At 62.3% G+C, this 20,024-nt stretch carries 27 protein-coding genes and 1 pseudogene; 17 read left to right on the top strand and 11 right to left on the bottom strand.

The window, feature by feature from the left end:
• The first annotated feature begins 229 nt into the window (after nt 1-229).
• From WBQ77_RS01405 to dnaQ, 5 genes are read left to right on the top strand one after another with little or no spacing between them, the layout of a single operon-like run.
• Nucleotides 230-1,066 (top strand): pyruvate, water dikinase regulatory protein, encoded by an 837-nt coding sequence (locus tag WBQ77_RS01405; protein WP_424045549.1) that lies wholly within the window; start codon nt 230-232, stop codon nt 1,064-1,066.
• Nucleotides 1,063-1,686, top strand: a complete 624-nt coding sequence (locus WBQ77_RS01400; protein WP_424045550.1) for a Maf family nucleotide pyrophosphatase — start codon at nt 1,063-1,065, stop codon at nt 1,684-1,686. The genes WBQ77_RS01405 and WBQ77_RS01400 overlap by 4 nt, the downstream gene beginning before the upstream one ends.
• Before the next feature lie 7 nt (nt 1,687-1,693).
• Nucleotides 1,694-2,536, top strand: a complete 843-nt coding sequence (locus WBQ77_RS01395) for a shikimate dehydrogenase (RefSeq protein ID WP_424058579.1) — start codon at nt 1,694-1,696, stop codon at nt 2,534-2,536.
• On the top strand, nt 2,536-3,159 hold the full coding sequence (gene coaE / locus WBQ77_RS01390; protein ID WP_424042509.1) for a dephospho-CoA kinase: 624 nt from the start codon (nt 2,536-2,538) through the stop codon (nt 3,157-3,159). Before WBQ77_RS01395 ends, coaE begins: the two co-directional genes overlap by 1 nt.
• Nucleotides 3,160-3,181: 22 nt before the next feature.
• Entirely contained in the window at nt 3,182-3,871 is a 690-nt protein-coding gene (dnaQ, locus tag WBQ77_RS01385) for a DNA polymerase III subunit epsilon (RefSeq protein WP_424042508.1), read from the top strand.
• A gap of 24 nt (nt 3,872-3,895) precedes the next feature.
• Here dnaQ and secB read toward each other — a convergent pair whose 3' ends face one another.
• Nucleotides 3,896-4,417, bottom strand: a complete 522-nt coding sequence (gene secB, locus WBQ77_RS01380) for a protein-export chaperone SecB (RefSeq protein WP_424058577.1) — start codon at nt 4,415-4,417, stop codon at nt 3,896-3,898.
• Between the two features lie 286 nt (nt 4,418-4,703).
• On the opposite strand from secB, the gene WBQ77_RS01375 reads away from it, so the two are divergent.
• The 3 genes from WBQ77_RS01375 to WBQ77_RS01365 are packed head-to-tail and all read left to right on the top strand — an operon-like array spanning nt 4,704 to nt 7,175.
• Nucleotides 4,704-5,429 carry a Tim44/TimA family putative adaptor protein gene (locus WBQ77_RS01375; protein ID WP_424045331.1) on the top strand — a complete coding sequence of 242 codons (726 nt, stop codon included), beginning with the start codon at nt 4,704-4,706 and terminating at the stop codon, nt 5,427-5,429.
• A gap of 9 nt (nt 5,430-5,438) precedes the next feature.
• Complete coding sequence (locus tag WBQ77_RS01370) at nt 5,439-6,476, top strand: murein transglycosylase A (RefSeq protein WP_424045333.1); 1,038 nt, start codon at nt 5,439-5,441, stop codon at nt 6,474-6,476.
• A 24-nt stretch (nt 6,477-6,500) separates the two neighbouring features.
• A complete protein-coding gene (locus WBQ77_RS01365) occupies nt 6,501-7,175 on the top strand; it encodes a Smr/MutS family protein (RefSeq protein ID WP_424045335.1) in 675 nt (224 codons plus the stop codon).
• 3 nt (nt 7,176-7,178) lie between these two features.
• Here the strand turns inward: WBQ77_RS01365 and WBQ77_RS01360 are convergent, their stop codons facing one another.
• The 6 genes and pseudogenes from WBQ77_RS01360 to WBQ77_RS01335 all read right to left on the bottom strand — a co-directional run bounded on the left by WBQ77_RS01360 (nt 7,179) and on the right by WBQ77_RS01335 (nt 10,265).
• Entirely contained in the window at nt 7,179-7,379 is a 201-nt protein-coding gene (locus WBQ77_RS01360) for a hypothetical protein (protein ID WP_424058575.1), read from the bottom strand.
• A 104-nt stretch (nt 7,380-7,483) separates the two neighbouring features.
• A pseudogene (locus WBQ77_RS01355) lies at nt 7,484-7,609 on the bottom strand (AAA family ATPase); the annotation flags it as partial.
• A 125-nt stretch (nt 7,610-7,734) separates the two neighbouring features.
• Nucleotides 7,735-9,042, bottom strand: coding sequence for an ATP-dependent protease ATPase subunit HslU (gene hslU, locus WBQ77_RS01350; protein ID WP_424045337.1), 1,308 nt, complete (start codon nt 9,040-9,042; stop codon nt 7,735-7,737).
• 22 nt (nt 9,043-9,064) lie between these two features.
• Nucleotides 9,065-9,631, bottom strand: coding sequence for an ATP-dependent protease subunit HslV (gene hslV, locus WBQ77_RS01345; RefSeq protein WP_424045339.1), 567 nt, complete (start codon nt 9,629-9,631; stop codon nt 9,065-9,067).
• A gap of 100 nt (nt 9,632-9,731) precedes the next feature.
• Entirely contained in the window at nt 9,732-10,070 is a 339-nt protein-coding gene (locus WBQ77_RS01340) for a hypothetical protein (protein ID WP_424045340.1), read from the bottom strand.
• Entirely contained in the window at nt 10,071-10,265 is a 195-nt protein-coding gene (locus tag WBQ77_RS01335) for a DUF2939 domain-containing protein (protein WP_424045342.1), read from the bottom strand. It abuts the gene before it with no gap.
• Between the two features lie 115 nt (nt 10,266-10,380).
• Here WBQ77_RS01335 and hisB point away from each other — a divergent pair, with 115 nt between their 5' ends.
• From hisB to coaA, 7 genes are read left to right on the top strand one after another with little or no spacing between them, the layout of a single operon-like run.
• Nucleotides 10,381-11,013, top strand: coding sequence for an imidazoleglycerol-phosphate dehydratase HisB (gene hisB, locus WBQ77_RS01330; RefSeq protein WP_424058573.1), 633 nt, complete (start codon nt 10,381-10,383; stop codon nt 11,011-11,013).
• Between the two features lie 59 nt (nt 11,014-11,072).
• Entirely contained in the window at nt 11,073-11,591 is a 519-nt protein-coding gene (locus tag WBQ77_RS01325; RefSeq protein ID WP_424058571.1) for a DUF2628 domain-containing protein, read from the top strand.
• 4 nt (nt 11,592-11,595) lie between these two features.
• Nucleotides 11,596-12,246: an imidazole glycerol phosphate synthase subunit HisH gene (gene hisH / locus WBQ77_RS01320; protein WP_424045346.1), complete on the top strand. Its 651-nt coding sequence runs from the start codon at nt 11,596-11,598 to the stop codon at nt 12,244-12,246.
• Between the two features lie 13 nt (nt 12,247-12,259).
• The gene (gene hisA / locus WBQ77_RS01315; protein WP_424058569.1) at nt 12,260-13,018 is read left to right on the top strand and encodes a 1-(5-phosphoribosyl)-5-[(5-phosphoribosylamino)methylideneamino]imidazole-4-carboxamide isomerase; all 759 of its coding nucleotides are present in this window, start codon (nt 12,260-12,262) and stop codon (nt 13,016-13,018) included.
• A gap of 3 nt (nt 13,019-13,021) precedes the next feature.
• Nucleotides 13,022-13,798, top strand: coding sequence for an imidazole glycerol phosphate synthase subunit HisF (gene hisF / locus WBQ77_RS01310; protein WP_424042828.1), 777 nt, complete (start codon nt 13,022-13,024; stop codon nt 13,796-13,798).
• A 60-nt stretch (nt 13,799-13,858) separates the two neighbouring features.
• On the top strand, nt 13,859-14,176 hold the full coding sequence (gene hisE / locus WBQ77_RS01305; protein WP_424042827.1) for a phosphoribosyl-ATP diphosphatase: 318 nt from the start codon (nt 13,859-13,861) through the stop codon (nt 14,174-14,176).
• A gap of 20 nt (nt 14,177-14,196) precedes the next feature.
• On the top strand, nt 14,197-15,150 hold the full coding sequence (coaA, locus tag WBQ77_RS01300) for a type I pantothenate kinase (RefSeq protein WP_424042826.1): 954 nt from the start codon (nt 14,197-14,199) through the stop codon (nt 15,148-15,150).
• Between the two features lie 11 nt (nt 15,151-15,161).
• Here the strand turns inward: coaA and WBQ77_RS01295 are convergent, their stop codons facing one another.
• Nucleotides 15,162-16,160 carry an adenosine kinase gene (locus WBQ77_RS01295; protein ID WP_424042825.1) on the bottom strand — a complete coding sequence of 333 codons (999 nt, stop codon included), beginning with the start codon at nt 16,158-16,160 and terminating at the stop codon, nt 15,162-15,164.
• Between the two features lie 107 nt (nt 16,161-16,267).
• Between WBQ77_RS01295 and WBQ77_RS01290 the strand changes: the two genes are divergently transcribed.
• Nucleotides 16,268-16,996: a sulfate transporter family protein gene (locus WBQ77_RS01290; protein WP_424042824.1), complete on the top strand. Its 729-nt coding sequence runs from the start codon at nt 16,268-16,270 to the stop codon at nt 16,994-16,996.
• Here WBQ77_RS01290 and nth read toward each other — a convergent pair.
• Nucleotides 16,993-17,703 (bottom strand): endonuclease III, encoded by a 711-nt coding sequence (gene nth / locus WBQ77_RS01285; protein WP_424042823.1) that lies wholly within the window; start codon nt 17,701-17,703, stop codon nt 16,993-16,995. The two genes, WBQ77_RS01290 and nth, sit on opposite strands and share 4 nt — an antisense overlap.
• Nucleotides 17,704-17,744: 41 nt before the next feature.
• On the opposite strand from nth, the gene WBQ77_RS01280 reads away from it, so the two are divergent.
• Nucleotides 17,745-18,269 (top strand): DUF2244 domain-containing protein, encoded by a 525-nt coding sequence (locus tag WBQ77_RS01280; protein ID WP_424042822.1) that lies wholly within the window; start codon nt 17,745-17,747, stop codon nt 18,267-18,269.
• Nucleotide 18,270: 1 nt separating this feature from the next.
• On the opposite strand, the gene WBQ77_RS01275 is transcribed toward WBQ77_RS01280, so the two are convergent.
• A complete protein-coding gene (locus tag WBQ77_RS01275; protein ID WP_424042821.1) occupies nt 18,271-18,924 on the bottom strand; it encodes a 2,3-bisphosphoglycerate-dependent phosphoglycerate mutase in 654 nt (217 codons plus the stop codon).
• A gap of 205 nt (nt 18,925-19,129) precedes the next feature.
• Nucleotides 19,130-19,936, bottom strand: a complete 807-nt coding sequence (gene dapB, locus WBQ77_RS01270) for a 4-hydroxy-tetrahydrodipicolinate reductase (RefSeq protein ID WP_424042820.1) — start codon at nt 19,934-19,936, stop codon at nt 19,130-19,132.
• Nucleotides 19,937-20,024: the final 88 nt, after the last annotated feature.

Raw genomic sequence — 20,024 nt, 5'->3', positions numbered from 1 at the left:
TTTTTTGCGCTCTCGTGGGTATTGAGAACGTCTTGAGGACTTGTGGGTTTCGTCCCCTCGGAGCTGGGGATGAAAAAGGCTATTGTCTCCCCGCTCATAACGTCGGTCACGATCTAGACACAGACGAATCTGTGAAGAACTTAGCGGATGAATTACCGCCTAGCGGGGAGAGATCAACGCGGCCGAGTGTTGCCCCTGTCGTCCACCCCAGTTATCCAATGGTCGTACAATGGATATCCAACAGCGTACCTTCCATCTTCATATGATCTCAGACGCCACAGGCGAGACGCTCGTTACCATCGCCCGAGCCGTCGGCGTGCAATATGCAGCCGCGCGGGCGATCGAGCATTTGCATCCGCTCGTGCGGAGCGGCCGCGAACTCGACCGGGTCCTCAAGGAAGTCGAGGCGGCGCCAGGGATCGTGCTCTACACTCTGTTCAATCGGGATATGGCCGAGGAGCTGGAGCAAGCCTGCAAGCGGCTCAACGTTCCCTATGTCGCGCCACTGTTAAATGTGTTGCAGGTCTTCGAGTCTTATCTGGGCATGACGTCGACACCGATGGTTGGCGGTCAGCACCAGCTCGACGCTGACTATTATCGCCGCATCGAGGCGTTGAACTTCACCATGATGCATGACGACGGCCATCTGCCGGACCGGCTCGATGATGCCGAAATTATCCTACTTGGCATCAGCCGCACCTCGAAGACCCCGACGTCCATCTATCTCGCCAATCGCGGGTTCAAAACGGCCAATGTGCCCCTCGTGCCGGGCGTGCCCGTGCCGCCGCAGCTTGAGGAGGATACGACTGCCTTCGTCGTTGCGCTCGTCGCGAGCCCGGAGCGAATCTCGCAAGTGCGCCACAACCGGGTCATCGAGCAGGCCCACGGTCATTTGGACGATTATGTCGATCGCGACGCCATTGCTGCGGAGATCGCCCAGACACGGCAGCTCTGCGCGCGCCGCGGCTGGCCCATTATCGATGTGACGCGGCGGTCCATCGAAGAGACCGCCGCGGCAATCATCCGGCTCTATGACGATCGTGACGCCCCGGCGCTCGACACATGACCAATTTCATCCAAGAGGGCCGTTCGCCCTTGATTCTCGCTTCGGCAAGCGCCGCACGCCGCAAGCTCTTGGCCAGCACCGGGCTGACATTCAGTACGAAGGCCGCCCATCTCGACGAGGCGGCCATGCGCACGGCGCTGGGCTTCAAAGGCACTGTCGATCCAAGCGATGTGGCTGAAGTCCTCGCGCGCGCTAAAGCAGAAGCGGTGAGCGGGCAGTCGGGTGAGGCCTTCGTGATCGGTGGAGACCAGATCATGTCTGCCGGCGGCAACACATATGGAAAACCGCAGTCGTTCGACGAGGCGCGCGCCCGGCTGCTCGACCTTAGCGGCAAGAGCCATCGGCTCCACACCGCGGTTGTTCTTGCTACCGGCGGGACCACAGTCTGGGCGTACACTGATGTGGCGACGCTGACCATGCGCCGGTTCTCGCCGGAATTTGTCGGGCATTATCTCGCAGCGGCCGGTGAGGCCGTGCTCGGCTCCGTCGGCGCCTACCAGATCGAATCCTTGGGTATTCAGCTGTTCGAGAAGATCGACGGGGACTTCTTTTCGATTCTCGGTCTTCCGCTACTCCCGGTTCTCGATGCGCTCCGGCGTGAGGGCGCGATCGAGGGATGAAGCGACCATGAGCAAGGCTCCACGTGCATGCGTGATCGGCTGGCCGGTGGAGCATTCGCGCTCGCCGGCGATCCATGGCTACTGGCTGCGGCAGTACGGCATTGACGGCGCCTACGAGAAAGAGGCCGTGCGGCCGGAGGATCTGGCGGCGTTTCTGAGCGATCTGCCTGCCAATGGCTATGTGGGAGCAAACGTCACGCTGCCCCATAAGGAGGCCGCGCTCCATGCAGCGCGCTCGGCCGATGTGGCGGCCAAGGCGATCGGCGCGGCGAACACGTTATGGCTCGATGCGAACGGCAGTCTCCAGGCGAGCAATACAGACGCCTATGGCTTCATGACCAATCTAGATGAGGGTGCCCCCAAGTGGCGCGAGACGTGCGGCGTGGCCATGGTGCTGGGTGCGGGCGGCGCCGCCCGCGCGATTCTCCACGGGCTGATCGAAGCCGGTGTTCCCCGCATTCTGTTAACGAACCGCACGGTCGCCAAAGCGGAGACGCTTGCCCGTGATTTTGGTGCGCCCATTGAGGTGATTCCATGGGAGACCAAAGATTCGGCCCTGTCGGCCTGCGGGCTCTTGGTCAATACGACGAGCCTCGGCATGACGGGCCAACCGCCGCTGGATATCATGGTCGGCGCTCTTCCCGCGGCTGCGGTGGTGACGGACATCGTCTATGTGCCGCTGGAGACACCGCTCCTGGCCGCGGCCCGCGCGCGCCGACTCACAGCGGTCGACGGGCTCGGCATGCTTCTGCACCAAGCCGTCCCCGGCTTCGAACGCTGGTTCGGTGTCCGCCCTGAGGTGACGCCCGCCTTGCGTGACCACGTGGTCACTACTCTCGGAGCGGCGTGATGCTGGTCATCGGTCTCACGGGCGGTATCGGCATGGGAAAGAGCTCCGCGGCCGCACATTTCAGGCAGCATGGGGTTCCCGTTTTCGATGCGGACGCCTATGTACACGGACTCTATGAAGGCGCCGCGGTGCCGCTGATCGAGCGCGCTTTTCCGAGCACGACCTACGAGGGCCGTGTGGACCGGGCGCTTCTGGCCCGGGAAGTCGCCGGCCGGCCGGAGCGCCTCAAAGCGCTCGAGGCGATCGTCCATCCCTTAGTAACGCAGGCTGAGATCGACTTTCTCTGCGAGCAGGAAGCGAGTGGCGCAGCCATGGCGGTGCTCGAAATTCCGCTTCTATTCGAAACGGGCGCGGAGTCCCGCGTCGACGTTACGGTCACGGTCAGCGCGCCGGAAGACGTGCAGCGTCAGCGCGTGCTGGAGCGCGACGGCATGAGCGTCCAAAAGTTCGAGGCTTTGCGGGCCCGTCAGCTCGGCGATGCGGACCGTCGGGCGCGGGCCGATCATGTGTTGGACAGCGGGTTGACCTTGGAAAACCTGCACGCGCAGCTCGATGTGCTGGTCGAATCGCTTAAGCTCAAGGATGGGCGCGTCATGGAGCGCTTGCGCGCGTCGCGATCGTAGACAAACGGAGATCACTCGGCTTTTGCGTGAAATCATTCTCGATACGGAAACGACAGGCCTCGATCCCAAGGAAGGGCATCGTGTGGTCGAGATCGGCTGCGTGGAGCTGGTGAATGCGATTCCCACGGGGCGGACTTGGCACTGCTATCTGAACCCCGAGCGCGACATGCCCGAACAGGCGTTCGCCGTGCATGGGCTGTCCACGGACTTCCTCTCGAGCAAGCCGCTTTTCGCCGACAAGGCCGACGAGTTCCTCGAATTCGTCGAAACCGCCATGCTGGTCATTCATAATGCCAAATTCGACTTCGGCTTCCTGAACGCCGAACTCGACTGGGCTTCCAAGCCGCTTCTGACCTGGGACAGAATTGTGGATACGCTGGCGCTCGCGCGGCGCCGGCATCCAGGAGCGCCGGCGAGCCTCGATGCGCTTTGCCGCCGCTACGGCATCGATCTCAGCGGGCGCGACCTGCACGGCGCGCTTCTGGACTGCCGGCTGCTCGCCTCCGTCTATGTAGAACTGGTCGGCGGAAAACAGGCGAGGCTCGAACTTGCCGGGAACGGAACCCAACGGGCCGATTCGCCGGGGAGCGCCGCCAAGGTCACCCCGCGTGCCACGCCGTTGGCCACGCGGCTGACAGCGGAAGAGCGCGAAGCCCACCGCGCCTTCGCGGCCACGTTGGGTGATGACGCGCTATGGCGCCGTTACGAGTGATCTGAGCTTACGCCTGGCCGCGCCTTAGTTCGGGGGGCCGTTTGGGGTGTCGCCGCCCTTCGACAGATTTTGCGAGTAGAGACGACCGAAATCGATCGGATCAAGCATCAGGGGCGGGAAACCGCCATCGCGCACGATATCGGCGATTATGCGCCGCACGAACGGGAAGAGCAGGGTGGGGCAGTCCACAAACAGGACCGGCTGGAGCATGTTTTCCGGGATATTCTTGATCCGGAACAGGCCGCCGTAATCCAGCTCTACATTGTAGATGACGCCCGTGTCGCTTTTGGCGTGGGCTTCGAGGTGCACGACGGCCTCGTAGACATCGTCGCCGCGCGGGCCGGCATTGACGTTGACGCCGACCTGAAGCTGCGGGTTCTCGCCGGGCCCCTGAAGCGTCTGCGGCGCGCCGGGGCTCTCGAAGGAGAGATCCTTCACATATTGTGCGAGTACGTTGAGCTGTGCCTCGGTACCGGAACCGGCGCCGCCTGGCGGTCCGTCGCCGTTGCTCCCCTTGGGGTTATCTTTTTCTTCCTTGTCCGCCATATGATCCTCCTCGACGCATACTGCGTCCGCTGGCTAGCATGGGAGGAGAGCGCCGCGCAATTCAGCAATCCGCATGCGGACGCCGGAAAAGGCCATATGCCTCCTTTGGGGTTGGCGTCCCTGACGGGAATGACGTAAGTTGAGCCTGAAACGTGGCTATTTAGACCTGAAAAATGCGCCGCGGCGGATTGCGACCGCTAGAAAACCTCTAGGCACGAAACGATATGGACCTAAGAGTAGTCCGCATTGAACCGGATTCGATCCGGAACTGGATGGCCGTGCGATTATGAGTGAAGCTTTCGATATCTATACATTGCTGTTCCTGGTTCTCGCGGTGGTGATTTTCATCAGGCTGCGTGGCGTTCTCGGACGCCGGACTGGCAACGAACGGCAGCCTTACGACCCCTATTCCAGCCCCGAGTCCAAACAAGGTGCACCGGAAGGCACCGTTGTCGCTCTGCCGCGCGGCCGCAATGCCGATGTGCCGGCCGGCGAAACCGCCGGGCCCACTGCCGAGGATATCGAGGAGCGCCTGGAGCGCTTCGCCAAAGCCGACAGTCCGCTTGGCCAAGCGCTCACCGGGCTCATCAAGACCGATCCCGGCTTCGATCCGACCCAGTTTCTGGACGGCGCAAAGATGGCCTATGAGATGATCGTCGCCGCCTTTGCGGAAGGCGACGAGAAGACGCTCAATCAGCTTCTAGGCGAAGACGTCCTGGACGGCTTCACACGCGCGATCGGCGAGCGTGAAGAGCGTGGCGAAACGCATCACACGACCCTGGTCGGCATCGACAAGGCCGATATCATCGAGGCCGAACTCAAGGACAAGCAGGCCTTTGTCACGGTCAAGTTCGTGAGCGAACTGATCTCGGTCACGCGCGACGCGGGCGGCGAGGTCGTCGATGGCGACCCCAAGAAAGTGCGCGAGGTCACCGACATCTGGACATTCGCGCGCGACATGGCCTCTCGAAATCCGAACTGGAAGCTCGTGGCCACCGAGGCGGCGAACTAGCCGCCGCCCTTGTCCGGCTCCGTCTACTCGACACGCACCTCCTTTACCGCCCTTGACGGCTGGGCGGAGGACGATCACACGGCGGCGTTGCGCGCCTTTCTGAACTCCAAATCTCTTATCGGTGACGGCAATCTCTTCGTCGGCGCGCCGGACCTTTGCGGCATTGCGGAACGCGGTTCGGCACGCGCGTTTTTCGAATCCCGGTTCGAACTGCTCGCGGCGTCGGCCGATACGCCCGGATACGTAACCGGCTATTACGAGCCGGAATTGCGCGGGTCCCGCACCCAGACGCCACGATACTCCGTGCCGATCTATGGTCGACCCGCCGATCTGATCACCACAATCGCCGAGACGGACCGCGCAAGGTACAACGAGGCCGTCAGCGGCTTTCGTTGGACGGCTGAGGGCGCCGTTCCCTACTACACACGGGCCGAAATAGAGGCAGGCGGGCTCGCAGCGCAACGGTTGGAAGTCCTGTATACGGATGACTACGTCGAGCTATTCTTCATGCAGGTGCAAGGCTCCGGGCTTGTCCATCTCAACGACGGCACATCCTTGAGGCTGACCTATGCGGGCAAGAACGGTCATCCGTACACGTCTATAGCGCGGGTTCTTATTGATGCCGGAGAGCTCGCTGCCGATGAGATCGATATGGACGTCGTGAAAGCCTGGCTCCGGAACGATACGGCGCGTGGCCGCGCGCTCATGCAGAAGAACGAGTCCTATGTGTTTTTTTCCGCGCTCTCGAAAAGCGACGCGAAGGAGGGCCCGCGCGGCGCGGAAGGCGTGCCCCTCACACCGCGTCGCAGCCTGGCCGTCGACCCGGCCTATATCCCTCTTGGGTCGCCCGTCTTCGTCACCGTTCCGGACCTAGACGACGAAGACGGCGCGCCCTTCCATAGTTTGATGATCGCCCAGGATGTGGGCTCGGCCATTCAAGGACCGCAGCGCGGTGACATCTTCTTTGGCACGGGCGTGAGCGCAGGCGCGATCGCCGGGCGCACCCGCTTTGCTGCGCAGTTTCATGTCTTGATGCGGAAGCGTTAAGGCGCTTTGCGCTAGTGTAGTTTCATGGCCAAGGGCAAATCAGGCAGCGAAAAACCAGGCAAAGCGGGCGCGAGCAAGGAAAAGCCTGACAAGACCGGCGGCGGGCACGGCTGCCTCGAAGACGACGCGGCGCTGTGGGCGCGGGTCGTCGAGACAGCCGAACCGCTGACCAAGAAGAACCGCTTCATCGATTTGGAGACGCCGCTCAAGCCACCGACGCCCAGGCAAGCGTCGCCAAAAGCCAAGACGCCTGCGTCAGAAGGCGTCGTACCTACGGCGTCACCGGTGCGGACCCGGCAGCCCAAAATCACGGTCAAAAAGGCGCTTTCGCCAAAACCCGGCCTCGATAGGCAGACGGTGCGCAAGCTCGACAAGGGCAACCTTGCCATCGAGGCGCGCATCGACCTGCACGGCATGCGCCAGCGCGAGGCTCATAGTGCGTTGCAGAAATTCTTGCATTGGGCACGCGGAAAGGACTACCGGCATGTGCTGGTCATCACCGGGAAGGGGTCACTTCGTGACGAGGGCAGGAGCTTCTACGAAGAAGACGCCCGCGGTGTGCTCCGCCAGGCGGTGCCGCAATGGCTCTCTCACGGAGATTTGGCGCCGCTGATCGTCAGCTTCTCCGAAGCCCCGCGCCGCCTCGGTGGCGAAGGCGCGCTCTATGTGCGGCTGCGGCGGTCATCTCGAACCCGCTAGCGCCTATTCGCTGAGCTGGCCCTCGGTCCCCAACGTCCGAAGGATGAAGTCCGCACGCTCCGCCACGCCGACCTTTTGCAGGATCGCGACTTCGTAACCGAGAGAGGGATAATCAGCGAGGAGCCCCGCACACTCGTCGGTTGCCGTGTCGAATCGGTGCTGCCGCTCGCCATCGTGCCAATAGATCTCAGGCCAGGGCGGCAAGGTGATGATACCGATAGGGCCCGGCCAAGCTCATGAAGCACACCGTCGCCTGTGACCTGTTCTAGCGCCGAGGCGGCATCGACCAAGCTTTGGTCGAAGAAGACCCCGCCCTCAAGAACGGCAGCTGCTTGCCAATCGGCGATGGACATCGCGACCGCCCGCCGTGCGAAGGCTGCGGCATCAATCCAGGGCAATGCCGCACCATTCGACGCCAGCTCTTGTCGAACGATCCGACTGCCCGGCTTTTCGACGACAGCATAGCGCCTCTCCCGGAGTGCTTCGAACTAGGTCGATTTACCCCCGCCCGAGCAGCCGGAGATCACGACGCGATGGTCCATCTTTCGTGAGCTCGTCCTTAAAGAATAAACTTCGACAGGTCGGCGTTCTTGGCGAGGTCGCCGATATGCTCGCGGACATACGCCGCATCGATGGTGATCTCCTCACCGTCTCTGTCGGAAGCAGCAAACGAGATGTCGTCGAGAATGCGCTCCATCACCGTCATCAAGCGCCGCGCGCCGATGTTCTCGACAGAAGTATTCACCTCGACAGCGATATCGGCAATGGCGTCGATGGCGTCTTCGGTGAAGTCCAGCGTCACGCCTTCCGTTTTCATCAGCGCCACATACTGATTGATGAGACAGGCCTTGGGCTCGGTCAGGATGCGACGGAAATCCTCGCGGGTGAGCGCGCGCAGCTCCACACGTATGGGCAAACGCCCTTGCAGCTCGGGCAGCAGATCCGAGGGCTTGGAGATGTGAAACGCACCCGAGGCAATGAAGAGGATGTGGTCCGTCTTCACGGGCCCGTATTTCGTGCCGACGGTCGTGCCCTCGATGAGGGGCAGGAGATCGCGCTGCACCCCTTCGCGGCTGACGTCCGCGCCTGCGCGATCGGACCGGGCGCAGATCTTATCGATCTCGTCAAGAAAGACGATTCCGTTGTTCTCGACGTTGCTGATCGCTTCCTGGATCAACATGTCGTCGTCGATGAGCTTGTCGGATTCCTCGGCCATGAGAATGCCAAAGGAGTCTTGCACCGTGACCGTGCGCGGCTTGGTGCGCTGGCCGAAGGCCTTGCCGAGCATATCGGAGAGATTGACCATGCCGACCTGGCTGCCCGGCATACCGGGAATATCGAAGGACGGCATGCCGCCGCCCGTATCGGCGACCTGAATCTCGATCTCCTTGTCATTTAGCTCGTTGGTCCTCAGTTTCCGCCGGAAGGATTCGCGGGTCGAACTGCTTGCGCCTGCGCCGACAAGGGCATCGATCACGCGCTCTTCGGCGTTGACTTGGGCCTTGGCCTCAACCTCTTTGCGCTTGGCGTCGCGGACCAGACCGATACCCGTCTCGATCAGATCACGGACGATCTGTTCGACGTCGCGGCCCACATAGCCAACTTCGGTGAATTTGGTCGCTTCGATCTTGATGAAGGGCGCGCCGGCGAGCTTGGCCAGGCGCCGAGAGATCTCCGTCTTGCCGACGCCGGTGGGGCCGATCATCAGAATGTTCTTCGGCAAAACCTCCTCGCGCATGTCTTCGTCGAGCTGCTGGCGCCGCCAGCGGTTGCGCAAGGCGATGGCGACGGCGCGCTTGGCGTCATTCTGGCCGACGATATGGCGGTCGAGTTCTGAAACGATTTCGCGGGGGGAAAAAGCGGTCATGTAGGTACTGGTCGGTCCGGAACTAATTGGCGGTCGCGTCGAGGGTTTCGATCGTGAGGGCGTCATTGGTGTAGACGCAGATTTGGGCGGCAATGGCCATGGCCTTGCGCGCAATCTGCTCGGCATCGAGATCGGACTCGAGCAGGGCCTTGGCGGCAGCGAGCGCATACATGCCGCCCGAGCCGATGCCCATAACCGCATCGTCCGGTTCCAGCACGTCGCCCGTGCCAGTCAAGACGAGACTCTCGTTCGGATCGGCCACGATCATCATGGCCTCCAGGCGCCGCAAATACCGATCAGTTCGCCAATCCTTGGCCAGCTCCACGCAGGCGCGCTTCAGCTGGTCCGGGAACCGCTCAAGCTTGGTTTCAAGGCGTTCGAACAGGGTAAAGGCGTCGGCGGTCGAGCCCGCGAAGCCGGCAATGACCGGTCCGGAGCCTACCCGGCGCACCTTGCGCGCTGTGCCTTTGATGATGGTTTGGCCCAAGGAGACCTGGCCGTCGCCGGCGACCACCACCTTGCCGCCCTTGCGGACGGTGAGAATGGTCGTGCCGTGCCAGACCTCAGGGGAGGAGGAGGGTGCGCTCATACTGCAATGCGATATCGGCCCTGCGGCCCCGTTCGTCAAGCGGCGCCCCCAAAAGGAGCAGTTTGGCCACTTCTGGCCGCTCGCCGGCTCGTCGCCCGCGCTAATTGACGGAGGGCACTAGTGATTTCAGGGGCGGCAGCGCAACCTTGGTGACACGCCAGCGAAAGCCATCCAGGGTCATGGTGGAGGCGATGGTGGCCGCGTCCGCCTCGTTGGGGTCCTTGGCATCCACCCTGAAAGTGGTGGGCGAGGTGAAGAAGGCGTAGGTCATATAGTCCCCAAATCCCTCTTCTTTTTCCCGATGTTCGACCACGGTGGGATTGTTCAGGAGGGCCTCTGGGGTCACGAGGCTATCCACCGTGCCGCCGATGACCGAGGGCCCAAGTATCTTGGTCAGCGCCTCGCCGATATCGCCCAGGACCCGGCGTTTTTCGCCCAATTACTGAGATCTTTCCATGAGTCCGTCCGCTACTTGCGCTTTCGCGCTCGCTCGAATAGCTGGGAAATCGACGATCTTCTTCAAGGATTCGGCGTTGTTGGTCAGAAGCGCCTGCTCAAGCCGGTAGAGCGTCCAATACGGATAGGCGATGTAGACGGCGAGCAGGATCAAGAGCAGCAGAAACAGGCGGCGCATGAACCTAAATCCCTCAATTTATGAAAGTCACCCATAGCATGCCTGCATGACGGGGCGTATAAGCCAGTCGTTATGGAAGCGAATTGCTAAGGGCCTTTGGGCTAGGCTGGCAGACATGCAACAGCGAAGCAAATCAGCGGATGCCGCCATGCCGGTAAGAGGCCGCACTGCGACGGTCGGCCGCCGCACCAAGGAAACGAACATCAGCGCCACCGTCAATCTCGAGGGGACGGGCGCATACGATATCGCCACGGGTGTGGGCTTTCTCGATCACATGCTGGAACAACTCGCCCGCCACGGGCTGGTCGACATCATTTTGAAGGCGAAAGGCGATCTTCATATCGACCAGCACCACACCACGGAGGATTCGGGGATCGTGCTGGGACAGGCCTTTGCGAAAGCCCTCGGCGACAAGGCCGGAATCACGCGCTACGCGTCCTGCTACGTGCCCATGGACGAGACGCTGACGCGCGTCGCGGTCGACGTGTCGGGGCGTCCGTTCCTGGTTTGGAAGGTGAACTTCAGCCGTTCCAAGATAGGCGAGATGGACACCGAGCTCTTCCGTGAGTGGTTCCAGGCCTTCGCGCAGAACGCGGGCATCACGCTCCACGTCGAGAATCTCTATGGCGAGAACAATCACCACGTGGCCGAGACCTGCTATAAAGCGCTCGCAAGGGCGTTGCGCCAGGCTGTGGCCATTGACGAGCGGCAGAGCGGGCGGGTGCCCTCCACCAAGGGGCAACTGTAACCTTCCGTTTCGCCGGAGCGCCGGTACTACCGCCTGATCGAAGTTGAGCGTAACGAATAGTGACCGTCTATTCCGTCTATGAGCCTTCAAGTCCGCCTTCGGGCGAAGGCGATGCTGAAGCGCTACTGCGCGCCGACAGGGTTGCCTTCGTGAAGGAGGGCATTGCCTGGCTTGCGCTGTTTGCGCCCATCCTCTGGCTGATCTATCACCGGATGTGGCTGGAGCTGCTCGCTTTTCTGGTTCTCTTCCTGTCGTTGCCGATGCTCTTTGGATCGGATCCATCCGGGAAAGAGATCGCGGGCTGGGCCACGCTCGGCCTCACGATTCTATTCGCGTTCGAAGCCAACGATCTGCGCGCCTGGGCTTTGCGCCGCCGCGGCTTCAACTTCGCCGGCACCGCATCGGGCCGGGACCGGGTTGAGGCCGAAACGCGCTTCTTCTCACGCTGGCTTCCCGAGCAAGCGCTGTCACAGACGGCCATACCGGCTGTCATGCCCGTCCCCCCGAAAAGCGCCGCGATCGTGCCGACCCGCCCCTTTGGCGGCGACGAAGTGATCGGCTCGTTTCCGCGGAGCTAGCGCCATGCATGTCGCCATCATCGATTACGGCTCCGGGAATCTTCATTCCGCCGCGAAAGCCTTCGAACGCGCAGCCGGCGAACTCGGCTCGCCACTCAAGATCAAGGTCACGACGGAGCCAGACGATGTGCGCGCCGCCGACCGCATCGTCCTGCCCGGCGTCGGCGCCTTCGCCGATTGCAAGGCTGGGCTCGCGGCCGTGCCCGGCATGATCGAGGCGCTCGGCGAGGCGGTGACCGAGCGCGGGGCCCCGTTTCTTGGTATCTGTGTCGGCCTGCAGCTCATGGCGAGCCGGGGGCTGGAACACGGCATCACGCCGGGCCTTGATTGGATCGGCGGGGAAGTCCGCGCCATCGAACCCGATGACGTCGCGCTTAAAATCCCGCATATGGGCTGGAACACGCTCAATCTCGAACGCGATCATGCGCTGTTCGAGGGTATTCCGACGGGCGAGAACGGCCTTCACGCCTATTTCGTACACTCCTATCACTTCGTGCCCACAGCCCCCGACGCGCGCGTCGCGACCACTGGCTATGGGGGCGCGGTCACGGCCTTCGTCGCGCGGGACAATGTGGCCGGCAGCCAGTTTCACCCCGAGAAGAGTCAAAAACTGGGATTGGCGCTGATCGCCAATTTCCTCAAGTGGAAGCCCTAAAGAGACGTGTCTCATGATCCTATTCCCCGCCATCGATCTGAAAGACGGCCAATGCGTGCGCTTGCGCAAAGGCGAAATGGACCAGGCCACCGTGTTCAACGCCGACCCTGCCGCGCAGGCCAAAGAGTTCGAAGATAAAGGTTTCGAGTGGCTACATGTGGTCGATCTCAACGGCGCGTTCGAGGGCAAGCCCGTCAACGGTCCCGCGGTTGAGGCGATCTTTGCGACGATTCACCTGCCCATCCAGCTCGGCGGCGGCATTCGCGATATCGACACGATCGCCATGTGGCTCGACAAGGGCATCGACCGGGTGATCCTTGGCACGGCGGCAGTGCGCGACCCCGATCTCGTGCGCGAGGCGGCGCGGGACTTTCCGGGCTGTATCGCAGTCGGGATCGATGCCCGCGACGGCAAGGTCGCCATCGAAGGCTGGGCGGAGACGTCCGAGATGACGGCGCTGGATCTGGCGCGCCGCTTCGAAGATGCGGGCGTTGCCGCCATCATCCACACCGACATCGCCCGCGACGGGCTGCTCGAAGGGCTCAATCTCGAGGCGACGGCAGAACTGGCCGACTCCGTGTCTGTGCCGGTGATCGCCAGCGGCGGTCTCGCCTCCATCGACGACATCAAACGCCTCGTGGCGCCGCGCTACGCCAAGCTCGATGGCGCGATAGCAGGGCGTGCGCTCTATGACGGCCGGCTCGACGCGGGCGAAGCGCTCGGCCTCATCGCCGCGAAGTACGGCCATCACGGTGTGACGGGGCAGTACTGACCCATGCTCAAAGTCCGTGTCATTCCCTGCCTCGATGTGAAAGATGGCCGTGTCGTCAAAGGCGTGAACTTCGTCGATTTGCGTGACGCGGGCGATCCTGTTGAGGCCGCCGCCGCCTATGATCAAGCCGGCGCGGACGAGCTGTGCTTTCTCGATATCACCGCAAGTCACGAAAAGCGGGGAACGATCCTCGATATCGTCAGCCGCACTGCGGAGCGCTGTTTCATGCCGCTGACCGTGGGCGGGGGAGTCCGGTCTACTGAAGATGTCCGGGCGCTGCTGGAAGCGGGCGCGGATAAGGTCGCGATCAACACGGCGGCCGTCCTAGACCGGCAGCTCGTGCGCCGCGCGGCCGAGAAATTCGGGGCGCAGTGCATCGTGGTAGCAATTGATGCCAAACGCGTGGGCGCTGTCGGCAAGACGCCGCGCTTCGAGATATTCACTCATGGCGGTCGCGAGCCGACCAGCATCGACGCGATCGCCTATGCCGAAGAAGTCGTCTCGCTGGGGGCTGGCGAAATTCTGCTCACCTCCATGGACCGGGACGGCACGCGTGCCGGGTTCGACAATGTTCTGACCTGCGCAATTGCGGACGCGGTGTCCGTGCCCGTCATTGCGTCGGGCGGCGTAGGTAATTTGCAGCATCTGGTGGACGGCGTCAGCGAGGGGCATGCCTCGGCAGTCCTGGCCGCCTCGATTTTCCACTTTGGCGAGCACTCGATCGGAGCCGCCAAGCACTTCATGGCCGATGCGGGCCTGCCGGTGCGGCTGGATCCTTAAGCTACCCATGAGCCTTTGCGCCTATTCCCAGCAGCGCCACCACGGTGTATGAGCCAAAGCATGAGCAAGGATGCATTGGATAGGCTCGCCGCCACGATCCGCGAACGCCGGACCGCCGCGCACGACAAGTCCTACACGCGGCGACTGCTGGACGATCCGATCAAGTCGGCCAAGAAGGTCGGCGAAGAGGGGGTCGAGGTGGCTATTGCCGCTATTGCACAAGACAGAAGCGCCCTCGTCTCCGAGAGCGCCGACTTGCTCTATCATTTTCTGGTCCTGCTGGAATCGCGTGACATCGCACTTGATGAGGTTTGCGAAGCGCTCGAGCAACGCATGGGCACATCGGGCCTTGCGCGCCATGATGGACCAACGGACTAGCCGGACCCGGGTTCTTCGTGATGGACACCAGACCTGCCGTCGCCTTCTCGCCTTACACGAGCTATTCGCGAGAGGAATGGGCACATTTGCGCGAGGACACGCCGCTCACGCTGACCGAAGCCGATCTTGAGAATCTCTCCGGCGTTACCGAGCGGGTCTCCACCGACGAGGTGGTCGATGTCTATCTGCCGCTGAGCCGCCTGCTCAACCTCTATGTGGAAGCCTCGCAAGGTCTGCATGGTGTTACGGAGGAGTTTCTGCGCAAGGGCGACGGGAAGGTGCCATTCGTCATCGGCCTCGCCGGGAGCGTCGCGGCCGGCAAGAGCACGTCGGCCCGCGTGCTCCAGGCCTTGCTCGCGCGCTGGCCGAGCCATCCCAATGTGGCGCTCGTTCCCACCGATGGTTTCCTCTACTCGAACACCGCGCTGGAACACCGGAGCCTGATGAGCCGCAAAGGCTTTCCCGAGAGCTACAATCTGCCGGCGCTACTCAACTTCCTGGCCGAGGTGAAGTCCGGCAAGGCGCGCGTCGAGGCGCCGGTCTATTCCCATGTGGCCTATGACGTGCTGCACGGCCACACGCTCGCCGTTGAAAACCCCGATATCGTAATCGTGGAAGGTCTCAACGTGCTCCAGCCCGCGATCCTGCCTAAGGACGGCGAGGCCATTCCCTTTGTGTCGGACTTCTTCGATTTCTCGATCTATATCGATGCCGCCGAAGAACTCGTCGAGCGATGGTATGTGGAACGCTTCCTGCGTTTGCGCCAAACCGTCTTCCGCGACCCGGCGGCCTATTTCCACCGCTATTCGACGCTGTCCGAAAGCGAGGCGCGCACAACCGCATTGTCGCTCTGGCGGACAATCAATCTTGTTAATCTGCGCGAGAACATTCTGCCGACGCGGCAGCGCGCCGACCTCATCTTGCAAAAAGGCGAGGGACACGCCGTGGAAAGCGTGGTGCTGCGGAAGCTCTGAGGCTCACGCGGTCAGTACAAAAGCCCACGGTCCTTGGCAAGCTCCACGAGATTGGCCTCGGGTCGTGCCCCGATATGGGAGATCGCTTCGGCCGCGGCGAGGCTGCCGAGGCGCCCGCAATCGGCAATCGGCAGGCCCTTGGTGAGGCCGAACAGGAAGCCTGCGGCGTAGAGATCGCCCGCGCCTGTGGCGTCCACCACCTCGGAGACGGGATCGGCGCTAATTTCCGTTGTCTCGCCGCCGCCCACGATCAGCGATCCCGCTTCGGACCGGGTCAGGACGGCCATCTCACAGTCCTGCAAGGCGGCGTCGGCGGCCTCCAGAAACGTGTTGGTTTCGTAGAGGGAGGTGATCTCCTTCTCGTTGGCGAACACGATGTCGGCGCCGTCCTTGACGAGCGCGCGGAAGTCATCGCGGTGCCGGTCCACGCAGAACGGGTCTGACAGCGACAGGGCTACCTTGGCGCCAGCGTCCTTGGCGAGCTTTGCCGCCTGGCGGAAGGCGGACTTAGCCTCGTCTTTGTCGAAGAGATAGCCTTCCAGATAGACGACTTTCGCGGCGCTGATGAGCTCGGCGTCGATATCGGCGGCGGTCAGGTCCACACTCGCGCCCAGGAACGTGTTCATGGTGCGCTCGCCGTCGGGCGTCACTAGCACGAGGCAGCGCGCTGTCGGTGCTCCGTCGACCGCAGGTTCGGTCGCATAGGCGATGCCCAAGGAGCGGATGTCATGGCGGAATATCCCGCCGAACTGGTCGGCGGCAACCCGTCCGATGAAGCCGCATTTGGCGCCGAGCGAAGCGAGACCCGCGATTGAATTTGCAACCGAGCCACCGGAGCGTTCCGTGGCCGGACCCATCTCCTCGTAAAGCTCGGCGGCTTCGTTAGAGTCGATCAGCCGCATAAAGCCTTTATCGAGGTTACGCTTGGAGAGAAAGGCGTCGTCGCAACGCGCGATGATATCCACGATGGCATTGCCGATGCCAACCACGTCATAAATCGTTGCAGCCATAGTCTCGTAAAGTCTCCCCGTTCGATATTGGTCAATCCGGTGCTGCCGCTGGCGTCACCAAACTGGCTCGCTATAGTCCCTCCGGCAGACCGAAGCAGGACAACGTCATGCTTAAAGCAGCACGTCAAGCCTTTGAGGAGCTCTTCTCGCCGCCATTTCGCGCGGTCATGGTGAAGTGCGTCGCCTTCACGCTGGCCTTGCTTGCGGGGCTCATTATCGCTGTGGAGTGGTCGTTCGCGCACTTTGTCGCCTGGCCCGATTGGATCGAAACCGGGATCCAGGTGCTCGGTGGCCTGGCGCTTTTGGCAGGCTCGATCTTCCTCATCCCGCCAGTGACATCGCTGATCGCGGGCCTCTATCTCGACGACATCGCCAGTGTTGTCGAGCGGCAGAATTTTCCCGACGATCCGCGAGGGCGCGAGTTGCCGACGGCGCGGTCGATCTGGCTCGCGGTCCGCTTTTTCTTCGTGGTGCTGATTGTCAACTTGATTGCGCTGCTACTGCTGCTGGTTCCGGGTGTCAATCTGATCGCGTTCTATTTGGGCAACGGTTATCTGCTGGGCCGTGAGTATTTCGAACTGGCGGCCATGCGGCATGTGAGTGAGCGCGAGGCCAAACGCATCCGGAAGGCCAACAGCACGTCCGTCCTGCTGTCCGGGCTGGTGATTGCGGCTTTGGCCTCCGTACCCATTCTGAACCTCCTCACGCCGCTCTTCGCGACGGGCTTCATGGTACGCATGTGGAAGCATATCGCCGCAAGGCCCAATTCGGGTTTGCTGCGGAGCGGACAGCGCGATGCGAGGAAGGACCAAATCGCGCAGACCACGCACCTCTAGCCGGGCGCTTCCACCTTCTGTTTGAACGTGCACAGATCGCGGACATGGCAGCGCCAGCACTCGGGCTTACGCGCCTTGCACACATAGCGTCCGTGCAGGATCAGCCAATGATGCGCATGAAGCTTGTACTGGTCGGGGATGACACGCTCCAACGTCTCCTCGACCTCGAGGGGCGTTTTTCCAGGGGCCAGACCGGTCCGGTTCGAGACCCGGAAGATATGCGTGTCGATCGCGATGGTCGGTTGGCCGAAGGCGACGTTGAGCACGACATTGGCGGTCTTGCGCCCGACGCCCGGCAGCGCCTCCAGATCCTTGCGGTTCTCGGGCACCTTGCCGCCGTGCTCGGCGAGGAGTTTCTGCGAGAGCGCGATCACGTTCTTGGCCTTGTTCCGGAACAGCCCGATCGTTTTGATATGTTCACTAACCTCGGCCTCGCCGAGAGCGGCCATTTTTTCCGCTGTGTCGGCGGTCTCGAACAGAGCCGATGTGGCTCGGTTGACCGACACGTCGGTCGCTTGTGCGGAGAGGACGACGGCCACGAGCAGCGTGAAGGGATCGCGGTAGTCCAGCTCCGTCCTGGGGTCGGGATCGAGGGCCTGGAATCGCGCAAACATGTCCTCGATCTGCGCGCGCGTGAGTTTCGCGCGTAGAGCCCGCCGTTTCTGCGGTCTCTTCGGCGCCTCACGTGTTTTTGCTCGTGCGGCCACTTGCGCTTTGCCACCTTCCCAGCTGTACTAGCCTCAACGCTATGACAGAGACGCATCCCACGCTGCAAGGCCCAGATGGTCCAGAACCGTGCTTTCGCGCGGTGCTGAACCCGCACCGTTCGCTGGGGCCGCGGGGCTTTTTGATTTTCATGCTCGCGGTCAGCACGATTTCGTTCGGGACCGGGCTGATGTTCTTTCTGATGGGCGCATGGCCCGTGTTGGGCTTTATGGGGCTCGACGTACTCCTCGTCTACGTGGCGTTTCGGATCAATTTCCGCGCCTTGCGGGTCTATGAGACGGTGGCGCTCACGGACGACGCCCTGACGGTCACGCGTGTCGCGCCGGACGGCAACGAGCAGTCTTGGCGATTCAATCCCTATTGGGTCAGTGTTCGTGTCGACGAACGCGTCGGATTGTCATCCGAGATGTCGCTCGCCAGCCACGGCAAACGGCTCATTTTCGGGGCTTTTCTGACAGACCCAGAACGGAAGGAATTCGCCGACGCGCTCAAGGAGGCGCTGCGCGACGCCCGCTCGCCCGATGTCGAACAGACCGCGTTCGCCTAGTTCAAGCGGCAAGACTGCGCTTCTCGGTGAGGGTTCCGTCCGCCTTGACGCGATAGATGACCGGAGTCGCAGTCGCCAGCGAATAGTGCTGAACCTCTTCGGGGCTGAGCTTGTCCAGCTCCATAATCAGCGAGCGCAGGGAATTTCCGTGGGCGACGACGATGACGTTCTTGCCTGACTGCAACTCCGGAACGATCCAGCGATCGAAGAATGGGCAAACGCGAGCCGCTGTATCCTTCAGCGATTCGCCTCCCGGGGGCGCCACATCGTAAGACCGCTGCCAGATCTGCACCTTCTCTGCGCCGAAGCGCTTGCGGGCCTCTTCCTTGTTGATCCCGACTAGGTCGCCGTAGTCGCGCTCATTGAGGGCTGCGGCTTTGATGATGGGAAGTTTGCCCTGTCCCGCTTCGCCGAGAATGATGTCGAGTGTGTTGTGGGCCCGTTTCAGGGTGGAGGCGAAGGCGCTGTCGAAAACCAGTCCCTCGTCCTTGAGCTGCTGGCCGGCGCGATGAGCTTCGGTGACGCCTTCCTCGCTGAGGCCAACATCCTTCCAGCCCGTGAACATATTGAGGCGGTTCCACTCGCTCTGGCCATGCCGGACCAAAACCAGAACATTGTCTGAATCGTGCTGCCGTTCGCTGGTTTTTTGAAGCATGTCCCCTGAATGACGCCCTGTCATTGTCTGCTCGATTGGCCCTGTGATGCCTTTGCGGCCTCTTGATTGGTGGTGACTATAGTCCGGCAGCGTGAAGAGCCGCGATCACTATTGCCGCCCATTGAGGTGACTTTTTGACTGCAAGGATAACAAGACCTTAGCGTCCTCTCTTAGCGCGACCGATAAACGAGCCATCAGCGCGTTGTTACAACCCAAGCACATCCGCCATGGAATATAGCCCAGGCGGCTCTCCTCTGGCCCACAACGCCCCGCGAACGGCGCCGCGGGCGAAAATGCTGCGGTCGGATGCGATATGGGTGAGTTCGATCCGTTCGCCGGGCCCTGCGAAGATCACGCTGTGCTCGCCGACGACATCACCGCCCCGGAGCGCAGCGAACCCGATATCGCCCTCGTGTCGCGGGCCGGTCTCACCGTCGCGGGTCCGCACGGCCTTATCCGCCAGCGCGACCGCGCGTCCGTTTGCTGCAGCCTCACCCAGCATCAGCGACGTGCCCGAGGGCGCGTCGCGCTTGTGTCGGTGGTGCATCTCCAGAATCTCGATATCAAATTCGGGGCCCAAGATTTCCGCGACGCGCTTCGTGAGCGCGGCCATGAGATTGACGCCCATGCTCATGTTACCCGCCTTCACGATGGTAGCATGGCGCGCCGCCGCGTCGAGCTTCACGAGCTGGTCATCTGTGAAGCCCGTCGTTCCGATGACGTGGACAATCCGCGCCTGCGCCGAGAGCGCCACGAAGTCCGTCGTCGCTCTGGGCAGGGTAAAGTCGAGAACGCCTTCCACGTGGGAGAACAGGGCGTGTGCGTCGTCCGTGATGGGAACACCGATGGCGCCGAGACCGGCGATCTCGCCGAGATCCCGTCCCACGGCCGGCGATCCCTTGGTTTCGAGCCCCCCGGCGATCTCGCAGCCTGGCGTTGCGTGCAGGGCTCGGGTCAAGGCCTGACCCATGCGTCCAGCAGCACCGAGAACCGCGATTCTCATATCACCCATCGTGTGTGGCGCCCCCAGGTGCGTTCGTCACGCCGTCATGATAGGACGGGTGACAGCAAAATTGTGCAGTGCCGTTGTAGGACGGCGG

Origin of the sequence: Methyloceanibacter sp. (assembly GCF_049590335.1) — a bacterium.
In the GTDB taxonomy this organism is placed as follows: Bacteria; Pseudomonadota; Alphaproteobacteria; order Rhizobiales; family Methyloligellaceae; genus Methyloceanibacter.
Note: the sequence above shows the minus strand (reverse complement) of the source record. Positions and strands in the feature narration are given on the sequence as shown.

Coding starts and splice junctions, on each gene's coding strand:
- hisA (WP_424058569.1), top strand. CDS start 12,260: ATGATCCTATTCCCCGCCATCGATCTGAAAGACGGCCAATGCGTGCGC.
- WBQ77_RS01275 (WP_424042821.1), bottom strand. CDS start 18,924: ATGCTTCAAAAAACCAGCGAACGGCAGCACGATTCAGACAATGTTCTG.
- hslV (WP_424045339.1), bottom strand. CDS start 9,631: ATGAGCGCACCCTCCTCCTCCCCTGAGGTCTGGCACGGCACGACCATT.
- coaA (WP_424042826.1), top strand. CDS start 14,197: ATGGACACCAGACCTGCCGTCGCCTTCTCGCCTTACACGAGCTATTCG.
- secB (WP_424058577.1), bottom strand. CDS start 4,417: ATGGCGGACAAGGAAGAAAAAGATAACCCCAAGGGGAGCAACGGCGAC.
- hisF (WP_424042828.1), top strand. CDS start 13,022: ATGCTCAAAGTCCGTGTCATTCCCTGCCTCGATGTGAAAGATGGCCGT.
- hslU (WP_424045337.1), bottom strand. CDS start 9,042: ATGACCGCTTTTTCCCCCCGCGAAATCGTTTCAGAACTCGACCGCCAT.
- hisE (WP_424042827.1), top strand. CDS start 13,859: ATGAGCAAGGATGCATTGGATAGGCTCGCCGCCACGATCCGCGAACGC.
- WBQ77_RS01395 (WP_424058579.1), top strand. CDS start 1,694: ATGAGCAAGGCTCCACGTGCATGCGTGATCGGCTGGCCGGTGGAGCAT.
- WBQ77_RS01400 (WP_424045550.1), top strand. CDS start 1,063: ATGACCAATTTCATCCAAGAGGGCCGTTCGCCCTTGATTCTCGCTTCG.
- hisH (WP_424045346.1), top strand. CDS start 11,596: ATGCATGTCGCCATCATCGATTACGGCTCCGGGAATCTTCATTCCGCC.
- WBQ77_RS01335 (WP_424045342.1), bottom strand. CDS start 10,265: ATGCGCCGCCTGTTTCTGCTGCTCTTGATCCTGCTCGCCGTCTACATC.
- WBQ77_RS01280 (WP_424042822.1), top strand. CDS start 17,745: ATGACAGAGACGCATCCCACGCTGCAAGGCCCAGATGGTCCAGAACCG.
- WBQ77_RS01365 (WP_424045335.1), top strand. CDS start 6,501: ATGGCCAAGGGCAAATCAGGCAGCGAAAAACCAGGCAAAGCGGGCGCG.
- hisB (WP_424058573.1), top strand. CDS start 10,381: ATGCAACAGCGAAGCAAATCAGCGGATGCCGCCATGCCGGTAAGAGGC.
- WBQ77_RS01405 (WP_424045549.1), top strand. CDS start 230: ATGGATATCCAACAGCGTACCTTCCATCTTCATATGATCTCAGACGCC.
- coaE (WP_424042509.1), top strand. CDS start 2,536: ATGCTGGTCATCGGTCTCACGGGCGGTATCGGCATGGGAAAGAGCTCC.
- WBQ77_RS01375 (WP_424045331.1), top strand. CDS start 4,704: ATGAGTGAAGCTTTCGATATCTATACATTGCTGTTCCTGGTTCTCGCG.
- dapB (WP_424042820.1), bottom strand. CDS start 19,936: ATGGGTGATATGAGAATCGCGGTTCTCGGTGCTGCTGGACGCATGGGT.
- WBQ77_RS01290 (WP_424042824.1), top strand. CDS start 16,268: ATGCTTAAAGCAGCACGTCAAGCCTTTGAGGAGCTCTTCTCGCCGCCA.
- WBQ77_RS01295 (WP_424042825.1), bottom strand. CDS start 16,160: ATGGCTGCAACGATTTATGACGTGGTTGGCATCGGCAATGCCATCGTG.